The 18617-nt window shown below is 70.6% G+C and carries 14 protein-coding genes; 10 read left to right on the top strand and 4 right to left on the bottom strand.

Annotation, left to right across the window (positions count from 1 at the left end; translation table 11 throughout):
• From ABWV20_RS08440 to ABWV20_RS08430, 3 genes are all read left to right on the top strand, one after another.
• Positions 1-966: a hypothetical protein gene (locus tag ABWV20_RS08440; RefSeq protein ID WP_353354540.1), complete on the top strand. Its 966-nt coding sequence runs from the start codon at positions 1-3 to the stop codon at positions 964-966.
• Between the two features lie 497 nt (positions 967-1463).
• The gene (locus ABWV20_RS08435) at positions 1464-1856 is read left to right on the top strand and encodes an effector-associated constant component EACC1 (RefSeq protein ID WP_353354539.1); all 393 of its coding nucleotides are present in this window, start codon (positions 1464-1466) and stop codon (positions 1854-1856) included.
• Positions 1853-4024, top strand: a complete 2172-nt coding sequence (locus tag ABWV20_RS08430) for a caspase, EACC1-associated type (protein ID WP_353354538.1) — start codon at positions 1853-1855, stop codon at positions 4022-4024. Before ABWV20_RS08435 ends, ABWV20_RS08430 begins: the two co-directional genes overlap by 4 nt.
• On the opposite strand, the gene ABWV20_RS08425 is transcribed toward ABWV20_RS08430, so the two are convergent.
• The gene (locus ABWV20_RS08425; RefSeq protein WP_353354536.1) at positions 3946-4740 is read right to left on the bottom strand and encodes a FadR/GntR family transcriptional regulator; all 795 of its coding nucleotides are present in this window, start codon (positions 4738-4740) and stop codon (positions 3946-3948) included. The genes ABWV20_RS08430 and ABWV20_RS08425 overlap by 79 nt on opposite strands.
• A 179-nt stretch (positions 4741-4919) precedes the next feature.
• On the opposite strand from ABWV20_RS08425, the gene ABWV20_RS08420 reads away from it, so the two are divergent.
• From ABWV20_RS08420 to nhaA, 4 genes are all read left to right on the top strand, one after another.
• Positions 4920-6731 carry an L-lactate permease gene (locus tag ABWV20_RS08420; RefSeq protein WP_353354534.1) on the top strand — a complete coding sequence of 604 codons (1812 nt, stop codon included), beginning with the start codon at positions 4920-4922 and terminating at the stop codon, positions 6729-6731.
• The gene (locus ABWV20_RS08415) at positions 6728-8152 is read left to right on the top strand and encodes an FAD-binding oxidoreductase (RefSeq protein WP_353354532.1); all 1425 of its coding nucleotides are present in this window, start codon (positions 6728-6730) and stop codon (positions 8150-8152) included. Before ABWV20_RS08420 ends, ABWV20_RS08415 begins: the two co-directional genes overlap by 4 nt.
• On the top strand, positions 8149-9267 hold the full coding sequence (locus ABWV20_RS08410) for a (Fe-S)-binding protein (protein WP_353354530.1): 1119 nt from the start codon (positions 8149-8151) through the stop codon (positions 9265-9267). Before ABWV20_RS08415 ends, ABWV20_RS08410 begins: the two co-directional genes overlap by 4 nt.
• A 126-nt stretch (positions 9268-9393) precedes the next feature.
• Complete coding sequence (gene nhaA / locus ABWV20_RS08405; protein WP_353354528.1) at positions 9394-11280, top strand: Na+/H+ antiporter NhaA; 1887 nt, start codon at positions 9394-9396, stop codon at positions 11278-11280.
• Here the strand turns inward: nhaA and ABWV20_RS08400 are convergent, their stop codons facing one another.
• From ABWV20_RS08400 to ABWV20_RS08390, 3 genes are all read right to left on the bottom strand, one after another.
• A complete protein-coding gene (locus ABWV20_RS08400; protein WP_353354526.1) occupies positions 11281-11778 on the bottom strand; it encodes a hemerythrin domain-containing protein in 498 nt (165 codons plus the stop codon).
• 106 nt (positions 11779-11884) lie between these two features.
• Positions 11885-12814 (bottom strand): DUF5996 family protein, encoded by a 930-nt coding sequence (locus ABWV20_RS08395; RefSeq protein ID WP_353354524.1) that lies wholly within the window; start codon positions 12812-12814, stop codon positions 11885-11887.
• 156 nt (positions 12815-12970) lie between these two features.
• Positions 12971-13432 carry a DoxX family protein gene (locus ABWV20_RS08390; RefSeq protein WP_353354522.1) on the bottom strand — a complete coding sequence of 154 codons (462 nt, stop codon included), beginning with the start codon at positions 13430-13432 and terminating at the stop codon, positions 12971-12973.
• A 180-nt stretch (positions 13433-13612) separates the two neighbouring features.
• Between ABWV20_RS08390 and ABWV20_RS08385 the strand changes: the two genes are divergently transcribed.
• From ABWV20_RS08385 to ABWV20_RS08375, 3 genes are all read left to right on the top strand, one after another.
• Positions 13613-15091, top strand: a complete 1479-nt coding sequence (locus ABWV20_RS08385; RefSeq protein WP_353354520.1) for a protein kinase domain-containing protein — start codon at positions 13613-13615, stop codon at positions 15089-15091.
• 190 nt (positions 15092-15281) lie between these two features.
• Entirely contained in the window at positions 15282-17081 is a 1800-nt protein-coding gene (locus tag ABWV20_RS08380) for a DEAD/DEAH box helicase (protein WP_353354518.1), read from the top strand.
• Between the two features lie 177 nt (positions 17082-17258).
• Positions 17259-18617, top strand: a 1359-nt coding sequence (locus ABWV20_RS08375; protein ID WP_353354516.1) for an IS1634 family transposase, incomplete at its 3' end; no start/stop codon positions are given.

Raw genomic sequence — 18617 nt, 5'->3', positions numbered from 1 at the left:
ATGTTCCGAACGAAACCGACCCGATCCGAGAGACTCAAGATGCAGGTCGTCGAGGCTCGGGAGCACGCGGCAGCGACTGCCAGCGAGCTCGGCCACACCGCCGGAGAGCGCCTCGCCGTCATGCGCGAGCAGGCGACACCGGTGGCCGCCGAGGCAGCCGAGCGCGTCAAGACCGCCCTTGACGAGGCGAAGCTGCGCGCCGCTCCAGTGGCGGCGGATCTCGCGGACCGGGCCCGACCCAAGGTCGAGTCCGCCCAGTCGACCTTGGTCGAGTCCGTGCTCCCCAAGGTGGGAGCGGCCATCGGCGTCGCTTCGGCCGCGCTCGCGCAAGGCGCTGACGAGGCGAAGGAGCGGATGCGAGAGTCCGCGGACCCCCGCGTGCAGCACGCACGCGAGACGGCCAAGGTGAGCGGTGACCGCGTCCGGGACGCCTACCGGGTGCTCAGCGGCGAGGCTGTCGCGAAGCCGGTCCGACGTGGCCGCCGCACCTGGCTCATCGTCATCGGCCTCGGTGCTGCCGCAGTTGCTGCCGTCGCCGCCTATCGCCGGCAGCAGGCCGACGACCCGTGGGCCACGCCCGTGAGCGGCAGCACGACCGGTGCGCCCACCGGCTACGACACGAGCAGCTCGCTCAAGGACAAGGCTGCAGAGAAGGTGGGGACCGCCAAGGACGCGGTCGTCGAGGCCGCGGCCAAGGCGAAGGACAAGGCAAGCGACCTCGCCGCCAAGGGCCAGGCGGCCGTCGCCGACGCCAAGGACCGCTCCGACGATCTGGTCACCGACACCGAGATGGAGCGCGCCTCGACCCTGGCCGACGAAGAGCTCGACGAGTCGACCGGTGCTGTGCCGGGGATGCAGGGCGAGGTGACGGCGGTGGACTCCACGCTGGGCTCCGATGCCATCGACGGCTCGGTCGGCACCCTGCCGAGCGAGACGAGCGGCAGCACGCCCCGCCCCAAGGCCTGAGCGACCGACCACCAGCAGAAAAGCAGACGGACCCGGTGCCTGAGGCACCGGGTCCGTCTCCGCTTGAGCTGGCTCGCACAGACAGGGGGACAGCGCGAGCCAGCACATGCAGAAGGGCTGGGCGCGGTTCGTGCGGGCCCAACCCTTCGCTGCGTCCAGTGTAACGGAGCACTGGGCATCCTGACGAGGGGTTCGGTGAAAGTTCTATCACGGATGTGGGCGGCGTCACGTCCTGGGCCGCGCTTCTCGAGTGTGACACCAGAGCCGACGCGGACGCCAGACCCGTTTCCTATGGGTTTGGTCAGGGCTTGGTAAAGACCGAGATGCCCTGGTCCACTTCGTGCTGGGCTGGTCTCTCGCCGGCCCCGCTGGGACCGCGCCACGACCACGCGCCCCAGCCCAGCGGCATACGGGTGCGTATCTGGAACGCCGGTTGCCGTCTCCTCTCCGCGAGTAGCATCTGAGGTGCAGGGGGTGCACCGCCGTGAGGTGGACCAATGGACGCGAGTCTCAAGCTGTCATTGGATGAGGTCGGGGCCGATGGCGCACGTCGTGACGTGCTGCACCGACAGCTTCGGGACGAGCTCCGCCACGCCGACCACCTCGACCTCGGCTCGCCGACCTCGACCGTTGCGGCGACACCGGACGGCGCCCGCGCCCTGGGGCCAGCGGAGATCAGCGCTCTGTCCGTCGCCGTGCTCGGCTCGGGGGGACTGCCCACGCTCTTCGCGTGCCTCCGCGACTGGCTCAGGCGCGGGCAGCAGGCAAAGCGATCCATCCGACTCGAGATCGACGGTGACGTCATCGTCCTCGACGACCCGGACGACGCCGAGCGGCAGGAGCTGCTTCGGACCTTCCTCAGCAGGCACGGCATCGAGGAGTCGATATGACCGGGGAGCGGCGCGCGCTCATCGTGGCCAACGACACGTACGACCACGCCAGCCTGGGCCAGCTGAGAGCGCCGGCAGCGGACGCCGACGCGCTGGCCGAGGTTCTCGGCGACCCTGAGGTGGGCGGCTTCAGCGTGACGGTCGTGCACAACGAGCCGTCGCACGAGGTCCAGGGGCGGATCGAGGACGCGTTCGCCGACAGCCGCCCCGACGACCTGCTCCTGCTCCACTTCTCCGGCCACGGCATCAAGAGCGACACCGGGGAGCTCTTCGTGGCCGCCCGGAACACGCGCCCTGACCGGCTCGGATCGACGGCCGTGTCCGCCGACTTCATCCAGCGGTGCATGAAGACGTCGCGGGCCCGCAGCATCGTGCTCTTCCTCGACTGCTGCTACGGCGGGGCCTTCGGTGAGGGGGTCGCCGTGCGAGCGGCAGGTCCCGTGAACGTCATGGACAGCTTCCCGGCAGGCCGTCTCGGAGGAGGCAGGGGACGTGCGGTGATCAGCGCGTCCAGCGCGATCGAGTACGCCTTCGAGGGCACGGCGCTGGCTGCTGACCAGACCGCGAAGCCGTCCGTCTTCACGTCGGCCGTCGTCGACGGCCTGCGGACCGGTGACGCCGACCGCGACGAGGACGGGCTCGTGTCGCTGGACGAGCTCTACGACTACGTCTTCGACCGGGTCCGCGCCGAGAACCCGAAGCAGACGCCGGGCCGGGACGTCGAGATGGCCGGCGACCTCTACATCGCGCGCAGCCGGCGCAAGCGTCTGCGTGCCGCGCCGATCCCCGAGGCCGTCGCGGCAGCCCTGAAGGAGGCGAACCCCACCTTCCGGCGTGGAGCTGTCAGCGAGCTGCGGGACCGCCTGCTGCACGACGACCCGTCCGCTGCTCTCGGGGCGCTCGAGGCGCTGCGCGAGGTCGTGCGCACCGACACGAAGTCCGTCGCGGACGACGCTGCGGCGGCCATCTCCTCGGCGCAGATGACCGTCGTACCAGCGTCCATCGACTTCGGCGGAGCTGGCGTCGGCACGCAGCCACAGAGCGCGCTGGTGGAGGTGCACGGGCCGGCCCTGGTCCGAGAGCTCTCGGTGGAGGCCGACCCGCCCCTCGAAGCGCGGGTCGAGGACGACGGTCGGGTCATCGTGACCCTGGCGCCGGCGACCGAGCCGTTCGCCGGGCAGGTCACGATCACGAGCCCACTCGGGTCGGTCGTCGTGCCGGTGATCGCCTCCCCCACGCCCGTCGAGGAGGCCCCAAGCGAAGCGACGGAGTCCACGTCTCGTGCCGATGCCTTGGTCGAGCGGCGCGTCACGCCGGTCGCGGCCGCGGTGGCCCCACCACCGAAGACAGCTCCCACAGCTGCGGTCGAACCGCCCAGGTCCACCCCGTCTGTCACCGACTCACCGTTGCTCTCGAGCCGGGCCAGGCGACCGGTCTCAGCCACGTTCGCTCTCGGCGGCCTTCTCATCCTCGCCAGCTTCACCGCCCCGTGGGTGTACGGCGACGTGGCCGAGGCCCAGTTCCCCGGACCCACGGCGGGCCTCTTCATCGTTGCGATGGCAGCGATCGTTGCGGCCATCGCGGTCGTCGTGGACCAACCGCGCGGCCTGGTTGCGGCTGGACTCGGCCTCGGCGTCGCCCTGGTGGCCGCCACCAGCCTGCTCACCGCATTCGGGATGCTGGCCACGGACACCTCGTCGATCCCCACCGGACTGCTGATCGGCGTGGCAGGAGAGCTGCTCGTCGTGACGGCCGGGCTCGTCACACTGACGTCGGTGCTGCGCTCAGGGCAGGTTTCCGGCGCGTGGGCCGGGCTGGCAGATCGGCGCAGTCTCGTCGGCCTGGGAATCGCGTTGGTCGGATCCGTGACGCTGATGCTCTATGCCGGCTGGCTGTCGGAGCGGCCCGGCAGCACCTGGGGGGCCATCATGATCGTCTGGTCCGTCACGTGGCTCGCCGCCGGCGCCGTGGCCACGAGCACCCGGCCCGCCGCCTTGGCCCGTGCCTTCCTCGCCGGGTGGGCGATCACGGCTCTGAGCCAGCCGGTGTCCGACATCCAGTATGAGTACAACGCCGAGACCTTCCCGGCTCAGCCCGTCGTTCTCGTTGCCCTGCTGGGGCTCGTGGTCTGGGCGGCGGTCCCCTCTCGCGAGCCGAGGTCGGGGTAGAAGCCCTCGATGTGGCCGGCCACCTCGTCCGCGGCTCGCTGGGAGTCGCGTGCGGCGATCGCGTCGTAGATCTTGCGATGCTCGCCGCTCAGCCGAGCGGCCACATCGGGATAGTCGGCACGGCCCTTGAGCCGGGTGAGCAGGGTCGATCGCATCGCGTTGCGCAGCGCGGTGGTCAGCTCGGCGACCAGCGCATTGCCACTGGCTCGGGCGATCGCGACGTGGAAGGCCGTGTCGGCGTCGTTGAACTGCTCGACCGAGCTGGCCGGGTCCTCCATGGTGGCGAGCGCCTCGGCCAGGAGTCGCAGGTCGTCCTCGGTGGCATGGGCGGCAGCGAGGGCGGCGGACTCGCGCTCCAGGGTGATTCGCGCGCGGACGAGGTCCTTCGAGTTGACGCTGGCGACGAGGACGTGGAGCCGGATGAGCCGGGTCAGCGCTTCCGCGGGAGCCGAGGTCAGGATGGTGCCGGCGTCGCGGCCCGACCCGGTGGCCTGGCTGATCAGGCCCATCGCCTGGAGGACCCTGATCGCCTCGCGCACGGCGACGCGGCTGACGCCGAGCGCAGCGGCCAGCTCGCGTTCGGCTGGTAGGCGGTCGCCGACCCTCAGTCGACCCGAGGCGATCTGCTCCTCGATCCGGTCGAGCACGAGCTCGTAGGTGCGCGGCCGGGTGACCGGCGCCCAGCCCTCGCCCGTCTCATCGGGACCTGCCGTCATCACATTCGCACCCTTCGAGTCCGCCGAATGTCGGCCCACCACTTGACGTCATCCTAGGCGCACCCTACGGTGGCCTCACCTTACTGTGGTCCTACCACAGAATCGCAACACCACAGCCTTCCCTTACAGCGCCGTAAGCCGGCCGTCGCACCAGCAACGGCGGCAGAAGGAGTCCCCTGATGCTCGCGACAGTCCCGATCGCCACAGGTCTCGTGGCCGACGACTTCACCCAGTCCCTCGCACCGATCGGCGGCAACCTGGCGCTCTCGGCGCTGGTCGGCCTGCTGCCCCTCGTCGTGGTGTTCCTCCTCCTCGGAGTCATCAAGACCCAGGCCTACGTGGCCGCCCTCGCCGGGCTCGGCACCGCGCTCCTCGTGGCGATCGTCGGCTACGGCATGCCCGCCTCGCTGGCCGTCCTCTCGGCCACCCAGGGCGGCGTGTTCGGCGTCTTCCCGATCATGTGGATCGTCCTGGCGGCCCTCTGGCTCTACCAGCTGACCGTGACGAGCGGACGGTTCGAGGACCTCCGCGCGACCTTCAACATGGTCAGCGAGGACCCCCGCATCCAGGCGGTCCTCATCGCCTTCTGCTTCGGCGGGCTCCTCGAGGCCCTGGCCGGCTTCGGCGCCCCGGTGGCCATCACCGCCACCATGCTGATCGCGCTCGGCGTCGCTCCGCTCCGGGCAGCAGGCACCGTCCTGCTCGCCAACACCGCTCCGGTCGCCTTCGGCGCCATCGCCATCCCGATCACGACCGCTGCCACCCTGACGGGCATCCCCGAGTCCGAGATCGGGGCCATCGTCGGTCGCCAGGCGCCGCTGCTCGCCGTCGTCGTCCCACTCCTGCTCCTGCTCGTCGTCGACGGCAGGCGCGGCCTCCGTGAGGTCTGGCCGGCAGCGCTCGTGACGGGAGTGGCCTTCGGCATCGCCCAGTTCCTCACCTCCAACTACCTGTCCGTCGCGCTCACCGACATCGTCGCCTCGCTCGCCGGGCTCGGTGCCACCGTCCTCTTCCTGCGTGTGTGGACGCCCGTCGGCGCCCACGAGGCGCACGAGCGCCTCGCGGCGGGTCGTGAGCTCGAGCACGCCGACGCCGTGGCCGCGGGTCGCGTCGTCTCCGGGTCGGCCGGGTCTGCCGGGTCTGCCGGGTCTGCTGGGTCCGCACGTGCGACGACCATGACCCGCCCCGGCCGCGCCGGAGGATCCGGTGACGTGACCGACAGCCTCACCCCCAAGCGACTCCCGACGGCACGGATCTGGATGGGCCTGTTCCCGTACCTGCTCGTCATCGCCGTCTTCTCCGTCACCAAGCTGGTGCCCGCCGTCAAGAGCTTCCTCGCGGGCACGGACCAGAAGATCGCCTGGCCCGGCCTCGACGGGCACGTCATCAGCGCGGCCGGAAAGCCGATCTCCTCGACCGTCTACACGTTCCAGTGGCTCTCCAGCCCCGGAACGATGCTGCTCCTGGCCGGGGTCATCGTGGCGATCGTCTATCGGATCAGCGCCCAGCAGGCCGTGCGCGACTTCACCGAAGTCGTCGTCAAGCTGCGATGGGCCATCCTCACCGTCGCGAGCGTCCTCGCCCTCGCATACGTCATGAACTTCTCGGGTCAGACGATCTCCATCGGCACGTGGATCGCCGGCACCGGCGCCTTCTTCGCTTTCCTCTCGCCCGTCCTCGGCTGGATCGGCACCGCGGTGACCGGCTCCGACACCAGTGCCAACGCCCTGTTCGCCAAGCTCCAGGCGACGGCCGGGTCCCACGCCGGGATCAACGAGAGCCTGCTCGTCTCCGCCAACACCACCGGTGGCGTCGTGGGCAAGATGATCAGCCCGCAGAACCTCACCATCGCGGCCAGCTCGGCCGGCCTGGACGGGCAGGAGTCGGCCATCCTGCGGCGGGTCCTGCCGTGGAGCGTCGGACTGCTCCTCTTCCTCTGTGTCCTCGTATTCCTCCAGTCGACGCCGATTCTCGGTTGGATGTTGCCATGAGCACCCAAGGCACCACCCCGCGCCTCCGGGGCTCCGGCCCCGGACTGCCGGAGGACGTCCTGACCGAGCTGCGTGGCATCGTCGGTGCAACGCACGTGCTGAGCCTCGACGGGGACGTCGAACCCTTCTCCCGCGACGCCACGCCCCTCTTCCGGGCCCGGCCGGACGCCGTGGTCATGCCGGGCACCACCGAGGAGGTGAGCGCGATCCTCGCGCTCGCCTCCCGGCGGGGCATCCCGGTCACGCCCCGAGGAGCGGGCTCGAACCTCGCGGCGGCCACGATTCCGGAGCACGGCGGCATCGTGCTCGTCCTGACGCGGATGAACCGGGTGCTCGAGGTCAGTGAGGGCGAGCTGCTCGCCGTGGTCCAGGCCGGGACGACGACCGCGACGCTCGCCGACGCGGCCGCCGCCAAGGGTCTGCTCTACGCGCCCGACCCCGGCAGCCGCACCGTCTCCACCGTGGCGGGCAACGTCGCGATGTGCGCCGGGGGCCTGCGGGGCCTCAAGTACGGCGTGACCCGCAACTACGTGCTCGGCCTCGAGGTCGTCCTCCCCACCGGCGAGGTCATGCGCACCGGTGGCCGGCTCTGGAAGGACGTCGCGGGCTACGACCTCACGCGGCTGCTCACGGGCTCCGAGGGAACCCTGGCCGTCATCACCGAGATCACCGTCGGCCTGCTGCCCATGCCAGCGACCGCGATGACCGGCCTGGCCTACTTCGACCACCTCTCCGACGCCGGTCGCGCCGTCGCCCGGATCATCGCCGAGGGCACCCTGCCGGCAACCCTCGAGTTCCTCGACAACCGGTGCGTCAACGCCGTCGAGGACTACGCCCAGCTCGGCCTCGACCGGCAGGCCGGGGCACTGCTGCTCTTCGGCGACGACGGTGGTCCCGAGATGGTGGCCTCGTCGCTGCAACGCATGGCCGACGTGTGCACCGACGTCGGGGCCCGCGGCGTGACCCTCGCCCAGGACATCGCCGGGTCCGAGGCCCTCCTGACCGCGCGCCGATGCTCCCTGCCCGCACTGGCCCGGCTCGCGCCGATCACCATGCTCGAGGACGTCACCGTCCCCCGACCCCGCCTCGCTGAGATGGTGGAGACGATCGATGCCATCGCCTCCCGGCACTCCGTCACGTGCGCGACGTTCGGCCATGCGGGCGACGGGAACCTCCATCCCACGATCGTGTTCGACCCCGACGACGGCGATGCCCGTCACCGTGCGGAGGCGGCCTTCGACGAGATCTTCCACGCCGCCATGGCCCTGGGTGGCACGATCACCGGCGAGCACGGTGTCGGCGCGGCCAAGCGTCCCTGGCTCGCGGCCCGCCTCGGCCCCGTGCAGATGGCGCTGCTCCAGCGGATCAAGGCCGCCTTCGACCCGGCCGGCATCCTCAACCCCGGGAAGCTGGGCTCATGACGGAGCGTGGCATCTTCGACAAGGACCTGCTCGCGGCCTGCATCTCGTGCGGGTTCTGCCTGCCGGCCTGTCCGACCTATGCCATGACGCAGGACGAGCGCTCCAGCCCCCGCGGCCGGATCACGCTCATGCGGGCCCTCGAGACGGGTCGGCTCGACGAGGACGACCCGACGCTGCAGGAGCAGGCCTCGTTCTGCCTCGGCTGCCGGGCGTGCGAGACGGTCTGCCCCGCAGGGGTCCATTACGGCGCGCTCCTCGAGCAGTGGCGTGACCACCAGTGGCGGGGGCGGCACGTCCCGCCCGTGGCCCTGGCCCTGCGAGCCGGGATGCGGGCCAAGCCCCTGCTGGAGGCGGCGGGACGGGTGCGCGGCGCGGCGAAGCCGACCGGTCCGGCGCGTGCCGACGTGCAGGCGCACCTCATGCTCGGCTGCGCGGAGCGGGCGATGTTCCCACAGCTGTCCCGGGCGGTCCTGCGGCTGCTTCCCGGCGTCGTCGACGTGCCCTCCGGGCAGGGCTGCTGCGGCGCCCTCCACGCGCACAACGGCGACTCCACGACCGCTCACTCCATGGCGGAGGACCTGGGGCGGGTCATGCCCGGAGTCATCCTCACCACCGCCGGTGGCTGCGGCGCCCACGTCGCCAACGTGCTGGGGCGCGACCGGGTGCGGGAGCTGTCCGAGTTCCTCCTCCAGTTCTGGGGAGAGCATCCTGAGCGCCTGCCCCCGCTCGGCCGGGTGACGGTCGACGGGCGGCCGGTCCGAGCCGGCCTGCAGGACTCCTGTCACCTGCGCAACGGTCTCCACGTCACGGCGCAGCCGCGGGAGCTGATCGGCCGCGTCGCCGACTACGTCGAGCTGCCGTCCGCCGGGGCGTGCTGCGGTGCTGCGGGCACCTACTCGCTGCTGCGCCCCGAGGACTCCCAACGGGTCCTCGATGTCCACCTCGACGAGATCGAGGCGGCCGACCTCGACTACCTCATCGTCGTCAACATGCCGTGCCAGCGGCAGATGATCAACGGCCTCAAGCGCCGCGGTTCGAAGGGGCGCGTCCTCCACCTCGTGGAGCTGCTCGACGCCGCGCTCGACGTCGGTGAGCGGCAGGCGGACGTCACCTAGCCACCCACCCGAGGTGTCGTATGCCGCTGGGCCGGCTCAGCGGCATACGACAGCTTCCCGGGTCGGCTCGGAAGTCAGCACGACGAGCCGGTGCTTTCCGGTGGCGCGACACGGCAGGATCAGCACGTGGCCTCGACGACCGGACAGACTCACCGGCGGCTGCTCGGTGCCCAGCTCTCCGCACCGCTGCGACGCTACCTCGCGACCGAGTCGGGTGGGGCGACGCTGCTCGTCATCGCCACGGTCCTCGCCCTCGCCTGGGCCAACTCCCCGTGGTCCGACGCCTACGTCCACCTCTGGGAGACCCGGCTCGCCGTCGACGTCGGCGGCCGGGGCCTCGCGATGGACCTGCACCACTGGATCAACGACGGGCTCATGGCGGTGTTCTTCCTCGTCATCGGCCTCGAGGTGCGGCGGGACCTGTCCGTCGGCGAGCTCACCGACCGGCGCCGGCTGCGCCTGCCCCTCCTCGCCGGGCTGGGCGGGATGGTCGTGCCGGCGCTGCTCTACCTGCTCGTCAACTCGTCCGGTGAGGCCGCCAACGGGTGGGGCATCGTCATCGGCACCGACACCGCCTTCCTCCTGGGCACCCTCGCGCTCGTCGGACCGACGACCTCCACCCAGCTGCGCGTCTTCCTGCTGACCTTGACCGTCGTCGACGACATCGTCGCCGTGTCGGTCATCGGCGCGGTGTACTCGGAGGACATCGACCTGCTCGCACTCGCCCTGGCTGCAGTCGCCGTGTCGGTGCTCGCCCTGCTCGGACGCCTCGGTGTGTGGCGGACGTGGCCGTACGCCCTCACCATCCTCACCCTGTGGTTCGCCACGGTGCAGTCGGGGCTGCACGCCTCCGTGGCGGGAATGGTGGCCGGCCTGCTCGTCCCGGCCTACGCGCCCCGGCGGCACGAGGTCGAGCAGGCCGCCCGGCAGTTCCACGCGTTCCGGCAGTCGCCGCTCGCCGATGTCGGTCGGTCGGCCCAGGCGGCCCTGGTGCGTGCCGTGCCGGTCAACGAGCGGATGCAGCTCGTCCTCCACCCGTGGACCGCGTATGTCGTCGTGCCCGTCTTCGCGCTCGCCAACGCCGGCGTGGACCTTCGGGGTGGGGTGCTCGCCGAGGCGCTCCGGTCGCCGGTGACGTGGGGCATCGTGCTCGGGCTGGTCGTGGGCAAGTTTGTCGGCATCGGGGGAGCGGCCCTGCTCGGCGCGAGGCTCGGCGTCGGCCCGCTCCCGCAGTGCCTCGGCCCCGGACAGGTGCTCGGCGGCGCCGCGCTCTCGGGCATCGGCTTCACGGTGTCGCTGCTCATCGTCGGGCTCGCCTTCGGGCCCGAACTCCAGGACGAGGCGACGGTCGGCGTCCTGCTCTCGCTCGTCCTCGCGACGGCGCTCGGGTGGCTGGTGTTCAAGCTCGCCGCCGTGCTGCGCGGCGAGACGACCGCTGGGCTGCCGATGGTGCTGGACCGCCCGGTCGACCCCGAGCACGACCACATCCGCGGTCCCGTGTCGGCGCCGGTCACGCTGCTCGAGTACGCCGACTTCGAGTGCCCCTTCTGCGGCCGCGCGACCGGCGTCATCAAGGAGGTGCGGGCCCACTTCGGGGAGGACCTGCGCTACGTCGTCCGGCACCTGCCCCTGCCCGACGTGCACCCGCACGCCGAGCTCGCGGCCGCGGCCGTCGAGGCAGCCGCGGCCCAGGGCCGGTTCTGGGAGATGCACGACCTGCTCTTCGAGCACCAGGACGCCCTCGAGATCGAGGACCTCGCCGGCTACGCCGGTGACCTCGGACTCGACGTCGAGCGCTTCATCCGCGAGATCGACGAGGGGGTGCACGAAGAACGCATCCGCTCGGACGTGGTCAGCGCCGAGGCCAGCGGCGCCCGCGGCACGCCGACCTTCTTCGTCGGCGAGCGCCGGCACGTGGGGCCGTACGACGCCCAGACCCTCATCGCCGAGCTCGAGGCGACCCGGGGCGAGGCGACGGCGCGGCCCGGGCCCGCGGGTGTGCTCGAGCCGTGACTAGTGCGCGTCGTGGTGCATCTGCTCAAGGAGCTCGGCGAGGTTGGTGCTCGGGTCGGACACGAGCAGCGGGAGGACGAGGTCGTTCTCCTTGGCCGCGTGGCTCGTGAAGACGCGAAGCAGTGCCTCCGCCCATGCGGCGGTCGCGGCCGGCTCCGTGCTCGCGTCGATGGCGGCGACGATGCCGAGGATGACCTGGTGCTCGGCGACCATGCCGGCGATGAGGAGGCGGCCGGCCTCGAGCTCGGCGGCGGACCGGTAGAACGTCGTCTCCTCGCCCGCCGCGTGGGGGGCGAGGGCGGTGCGGGCCCAGGTCACGAGCTGCGCCTTGGCGGTGGCCCCGTCATCGGCTCCCTCATCGGCTCCGTCGGGCGTGCGCAGCGCCTCGACGAGCTGCCCGAGCTCGGTGACGAGATGCTCGTGGTGGCGCCGGATGGCGGCGGCGGCGGCTTCGTCGCGCTGCATCGGGGTGATGTCGTGGGTGGTGGTCGATGTCATGGTGACCTCCTCGGGTCGGCTCACGTGGTGAGCTCGGTCTCCGGCGGGCGGGTCCCGCCATCACGCCGAGTGCACCACGGGCAGGCCGGGCCGTCCTTGACGCAGGTCAAGTTCGCGACGTCGCCACTGCCGGCCGCTCGAGAGCTCCGCGGTCCCAGCGGGCGGTGACCGCCGCGGCTTCGTAGGTGCGTTGCAGGAAGTCGAGCAGCACGGCGTCCGGGTCGCGAGCGGTCCGCACGTCGGTGTAGGGGAGGACGAACTCGCCCAGGCCGGTGTCGAACCGGGCGCCGGCCGGGCCGGCGGGACGTCCCCGGTAGCCGTCGGGCTCGGGGTAGGCGTACGAGTAGAAGATGCCCTCACCCTCAGCGCCGGGCCAGTAGCCCGCGCTGCTCACCTCGTGGGAGTACGCCTCGTGCATGACGTGAGGACCGCAGTTGGGCATGCCGCCCGGGTGCGGTGGGGCCTCGTTTCCGGAGAAGCGCGTCGTGGCCAGGTCGAGCGCCCCCCAGAACAGGTGGACCTGGCTGGCCTTGCCGACGAACCGCGCCCGGAACACCTCGAAGACCCGCTGCACCTCGACGAGGGTCCGCCAGAAGGCGGTCACCGCCTCGGCGTCGTAGGCGCCGTGCGTGGTGTCCTGGTCGAACGGAATGGCCTCCGGGAGCTCGACGGGCACCGGCCAGATCTCGGTGCCGAGCCCCAGCTCCCCGAGGAGGCCGTTGAGCTCGGTGTAGAAGTCCTTGACCGTCCTCGGCTCGAGCGTCAGGCGTCGGTGCTCGCCCCGCGTGGTGGTGATGTCGAGGTGGTGGTCGAGCAGGTCGAGATCGATGGAAAAGCTCCGTCCCGCATCCCCCGGCATGGGCGAGGTCGTCAGGCCACGCGAGGTGACGTAGAGCGGAGCGTTCCACCAGTGGTTGAGCAGCGGGGTGCGGGCGATGCGGATCTTGCCGATGACCTGGAGCCACAGGGTCAGGGTGTCTCGGGTCGGCTGCCAGCTCGCCACGGGCAGCTCCGGCCACACCGGTTGCGCACTCATGCGAGCGAGGTGCCGTGCGTCATGGTCGACTCCTTCACCGGGTGAGTCTCCCGACTCTAGCGTCGGAGACGGTGGCCCGGCGTGAGCCCGCTCGGGGCACCCGGGCGAGCCCAGCGGCATACGGCTGCCGTATGCCGCTGAGCTGGCTTGGCCTGGTCAGTGGACGAGGGCCTTCTCCCGCTCGTCGACGCGCACCTGCGCGCGGGGCGTGAGCAGTCGGTCGACGCTGTATGCGCCGGCGCCGGCCGCTGCGAGCAGGAGCGCTCCGGCGCCGAGCGCGGCGACGAGCTCCCAGCCGTTGTCCGTGACGAAGACGCCGTTGGCCACGTGGACCAGGACGGCCGCACCGACCATGTCGAGGGCGAGGAGCAGGCTGACGGCGGTGGTGAGCGCGCCGAGGATGAGGGCGAGGCCGCCGATCAGCTCGATGACGGCAGCCAGGGTCGCCGCGACGCCCGGCAGCGGGACACCCATCTGCTCGAAGGCCGCGCCGGTGCCGTCGAGGCCCCACTCGGTGAACTTCTGCCAGCCGTGGGCCACGAAGATCGCGCCGAGGGCGACGCGGGCGATCAGCAGGACGGCATCGCGGGCGGGGAGGGGCTTGAGGAGAGAGGTCACGGTGGCTTCCCAGTCAGTAGTTGAACAGTTAATTACTTGGGTCACCGTAGAGGATCACGCCCCGTCGCTCAAACTCGGGCCCCGGCTGAACGGCCGCGGCCCCTCTCCGGGTGGGTCGCGGCCTGTGTAGCCTTGCCGCGTTCCGCCGAACGGTCCGGCGGCTCGTCTGAAGGGGACGGCATGGAGGACCACCTGCAACCCGGTGAGTTCGTCACGGTGCGCTCCGGCGAGGACGGGTCCACCTGGGCGGCCGAGTTCAGCGACGCACCCCTTGATGGTCTGGGCCTGGCCACCCTCGTCGACGAGCACGGCGGGATGACCGATGGCGCGACGATCGCCGCGGCAGGCCGCGTCGCCGCAGCGCTCGCGGCGGCGCACCGGGCCGGCGTGGTGCACGGCTCTCTCGAGCCGGGTGTGGTGGTGGCTTCGCCGGAGCGGGGGGTGGTGCAGGTCGGCGGCTTCGGCGGTGGTGCGGCGACCGCGGACGAGCCGCCGTCGCCCGTTGTCTCGCCCTATCTCGCACCCGAGCAGGTCGCCGGGGACGAGGCTGACGCGCGCAGCGACCTCTACGCGCTCGGCTGCCTCATGATGACCCTGCTGAGCGGGAGACCTCCGGCACCCGCGACAGTCGTCGCGACCGGGCCGGACGGGTCCGAGCCGACAGCCGCGCGCACCGGCGCCCCGTGGCCGTCGGACGGCAAGCCAGACGTCGACCCGGCGCTCAACGGCCTCGTCCATGACCTCCTCGCATACTCACCGACCCGCCGCCCGGTGTCCGCTGACGAGGTCGTCAGCCGGCTCGGACGGATCGCCGCCGATCTGGCCGATCGAGGTGTGGTGGCGGCTCTGCCCGTCCTGGGCGCAGCCGCTGCGGTGGGGCTGCCCGCTGGGGTGGGGGCCGCTGCTGAGCCGGGGGCCGCTGCTGAGCTGGGGGGCGGGCTGGGGGACGGGCTGGGGGACGGGCTGGGGGACGGGCTGGGGGACGACGCCGAACCGACCCGGGTGATCGCCGCCCTCGGTGCCGAGGAGGACGACTCGGAGGAGCGCGGCGTCGCCGGCGTCCTCGGCGTCAGCTCGATCCCCTGGTCGTGGGTGACGGGCAGCCTGGCAGCCGTCGCCCTCGTCCTCGTGATCCTCTTCCTGTCGTTGGGCGGGGACGACACGGAGGGACCGGTTGCGGCGCCGGGCACGACGGCCCCGGCCACCGCCAACCCCAGCACGAGCGGGGGCGCTTCCTCGGCCTCCCCGACGACACCCGCGGCAACCGAAACGAGCGGCACGTCCACCACGACGACCAGGACACCGACGAGCACGACGAGCACGCGGACCACAACCAGATCGGGTGCGTCAGAGCCGGCGACGACGGCCTCCTCCGCTGCCACCGCTCCGCGCACCCTCACCGAGGCGGTGAGCTCCTTGCGCGCCACGGTTCGGAACGCGGTGAGTGCCGGGGACGTCACGGCCGCGGCCGGCAAGGACCTCGTCCAGCTCGCCGACGAGGTGGCCAGATGGGTGGACCGCAGTTCCGTCCAGCTCAGCCGCAGACTGTCCGACCTCGACAGCTACGTCGACCGGCTCTCATCCTCGGGCGACATCACGACCGATGGGTACCAACAGGTGTCCGGAGCGATCGCCGCGGTGCGCTCTCAGCTCGGCTGACGCTCCCGAGGACGCGAGCAGTCGAGGGCGCAAGGGCCGCCACTGACCCGGCACTTCCGTCCGACTAGGGCGCCGAGGAGCTGCCGTCGAGGGTGGTTCCGGTTCGCGACGTTCGCGTCCGTCGTATTGCGCACACTCAAGCCGTCCGGCCCTAAGCTTCCGATCAGTTGGAACTCGGGGAGGATGACGCGTGAATAGTGGTGACCAACTGCCGCCGGGCCTTCGCGACGAGCTCATCACTGCCGAATTGACCGGTGCGCTGGAGCTCCTAGCCAGCGATCGGGTCGACGTCACGCGGCTCGACAGAAGCGAGGCGGTCGAGCGGCTGGGAAAGCATCTCCTGCGCGTTGCGAGGCGACTACGGGCGCCCACTACTGAGGACGACGTGTCCTCAAGCGCAGGACTCGTGAACTCCGCGATCGATGCACTCGGCACAGAATTCGCTATCGACCGGGTGGTCACGCCAGTTCAGGTCTTGCGCGGTATTCGCAGAGAATCCGGTCTGGCCGCCGCTGCCTTACCAGAGCACCCATCCATCCCACTGAGCACGAGTGAGCTCATGGTCAATGGTGCTGGCGAGCCGTCCCTCGGATCGGTCCTGCAACAAGAGCTTCGATGCGCTGATGAGGTCGATCTGATCTGCGCCTTCGTGGGTTACAAGGGAATCGAAGCGCTGCGCGATGACCTTCGGGCGCTCGTTGATCGAGGTGGCCGTATCCGGGTGATCACCTCGACGTACCTTGGATCGACGAGCGGCAAAGCACTCGATGACCTCATCGACTTGGGCGCTGAGGTCCGAGTCAACTACCAGGGAATGGTCACCAAGCTGCATGCCAAGGCGTGGCTCTTCCGGCGCCCCGGCGAACTCGATACAGCTTTCATCGGATCATCGAACTTGTCCGAGGCGGCCCTCTACACAGGACTGGAATGGAACGTTCGACTCGCTCGAGCCGATGCCCCCGCGGTCTTCAGCCGCATCCAGCAAGTATTTGACACCTACTGGAACACGCCCGTCTATGAGCGTTACGGGCTGGACGATCGCGACCGATTGGACGCCGCGCTGGACGAAGCCAAGGGCTACGCCGCTGCGGGCTTCGGCAGGCGTGCACGTCGAGAGATCGGCAGGCTGAACGACCAGCTGCAAGCGGCGTACGAACTGCTCCGGATACGAGCGCGACCGCATCAACAACGTGTCCTCGACACGCTGGCGACGAGGCGGACGGAGTTCGATGAGCATCGCCACCTTCTCGTCGCCGCGACTGGCACCGGCAAGACAGTGATCGCGGCCCTTGACTACGCGCGGCTGTGTGAGCCCGGCGCCCCCCGTCCCAAGCTGCTCTTCGTGGCTCATCGGGAACAGATCCTTGAGCAGGCCCGTGAGACATTCCGCCAAGTTCTCCAGGACCCGGCGTTCGGGGAGCTACTTCGCGGGTCCTCCGGTCGCCTCACCAGCGAAGCCCATGTGTTCGCTATGGTGCAGACCCTGCACAACAGGTTGACTGATGTCGACCCGTTGGCATACGAAGTGATGTACGTCGATGAGGCACACCACTCGGCAGCCGAGTCCTGGGAATCGGTGATCGCGCATTTTAGGCCGCGCGACCTGGTTGGACTGACGGCAACACCAGAGCGTACCGACGGCAGAGACATCAGCGACCTGTTCGGTGGTCGCTACACCACGGAGTTGCGGCTCTGGGAGGCGGTCGACGACCAGTTGCTGGCGCCGTTCGAGTATGTCGGCGTCGACGACGGAACTGATCTAAGGGACGTGGCTTGGCACTCTGGCGACTACGCCATCGGAGCGCTTTCGAGCCTCTACACGGGAGATCACGAACGGGTCCGGCGGATCTACCAGGCAATCACTCGGTGGGTCGAATATCCCCATTCGATGCGAGCCCTGGGGTTCTGCGTGTCGGTGCCCCACGCTGAGTTGGGCCTTGCCCCCGGTTCTTGGACACGGGGTGGGATTACGCCGCTGACGGGAGCGTAGCGGCGGTGAAGGCCTCGTAGGCGATCGGGCTGCGGTAGCCGCACCAGGAGTGGCGTCGGCGTGTGTCCTGACTCGTGCCATTTGACGGCCCATCGCGGGTGGGGTCGGCGTTTGTGCTGGTCAGCGACTTGAGCGGGAGGGAAAGGACACACCCCGCCGGTCGGTAGGGTCGGGGTTGTGGTGTTCGTGCGGAAGTCGCCTGGCCGGTCGGGCAGCACGAAGGTCCAGATCGCGGAGCGCCGAGCCGGCCGCGATGTCGTTCTGGAGCACGTCGGCACCGCGCATGGTGAGGCGGAGCTCGCGGTGCTGATGGCCGAGGCCAAGCGGCGACTGCGACCGGGCCAGGAGTCGCTCGATCTGGATCTGCCCGGCGTGCCGGCGCAGGGCCGGGCCGGGGTGATCACCGGGAAGCGCTCGGCACTGCTGTGGCATGTGCTGGCCAGCGTGTACGCCCGGCTCGGGTTCGACGCGGTGGACGATGCGGCGTTCGCGCAGTTGGTGCTGGCGCGGATCATCGAGCCGACGTCCAAGGCCGACTCGCTTCGGGTCCTCGACGAGATCGGCGTGGCCCATGCGTCGCTGCGCACGGTGTTCCGGTCGCTGCAGCGGGCCGCGACGGGCGGCTACCGCGACCAGATCGCGACCGCCTGCTTCACCCACGCCGCGGCCAGCGGGGATGTGTCGCTGTGCCTGTACGACGTGACCACGCTGTACTTCGAGGCCGAGCAGGAGGACGAGCTGCGCAAGGTCGGCTACTCGAAGGAGCGCCGGGTCGACCCGCAGATCATCGTCGGGCTGCTCGTGGACCGGCGAGGCTTCCCGCTCGAGATCGGCTGCTGGGAGGGCAACAAGGCAGAGACGTCCACGATGATCCCGGTCATCCGCCAGTTCCAGGCCCGCCACGGCCTGTCGGACATGGTCGTGGTCGCCGACGCCGGGATGCTGTCGGCCGGCAACCTCAAGGACCTGGACGAGGCCGGGCTGCGGTTCATCGTCGGCTCCCGCGTCACCAAGGCACCGGCCGACCTGGCCTCCCACTTCCGCTGGCACGGGGACGCGTTCACCGACGGACAGGTCATCGACACCATCACCCCACGGGTGGCAACCAGGGCAGCGACTGCGATCAACGACTCGAACAAGAAGGTTGAGCCGGTGTGGGACCCGGCCGTACACGCGAAGTCTTGGCGGGCGGTGTGGGCCTACTCCCGTAAACGCGCCGTCCGGGACGGCAAGACCCTCACCCTGCAGGAGAACCGGGCCAAGGCCGTCGTCGCCGGGGAGAAGGCCGCCCGCACCCCACGATTCGTCACCACCAAGAGTGGGACCCAGACGTTGGACGAGGCGTCCCTCGCGAGGGCGCGGCGCGTGGCCGGGCTCAAGGGCTACGTCACCAACATCCCTGCCGAGGTGATGCCCGCCGGAGAGGTGATCGCGAGCTATCACGACCTGTGGCACGTCGAGGCGTCGTTCCGGATGAGCAAGAGCGACCTGAGGGCCCGGCCGATGTCATGCCGACGTCGGCATGACATCGGTTAT

Origin of the sequence: Intrasporangium sp. DVR, from assembly GCF_040365325.1 — a bacterium.
In the GTDB taxonomy this organism is placed as follows: domain Bacteria; phylum Actinomycetota; class Actinomycetes; order Actinomycetales; family Dermatophilaceae; genus Intrasporangium.
The sequence above is the reverse complement of the archived record's forward strand: the minus strand, read 5'-3'. Positions and strand labels throughout refer to the sequence as shown.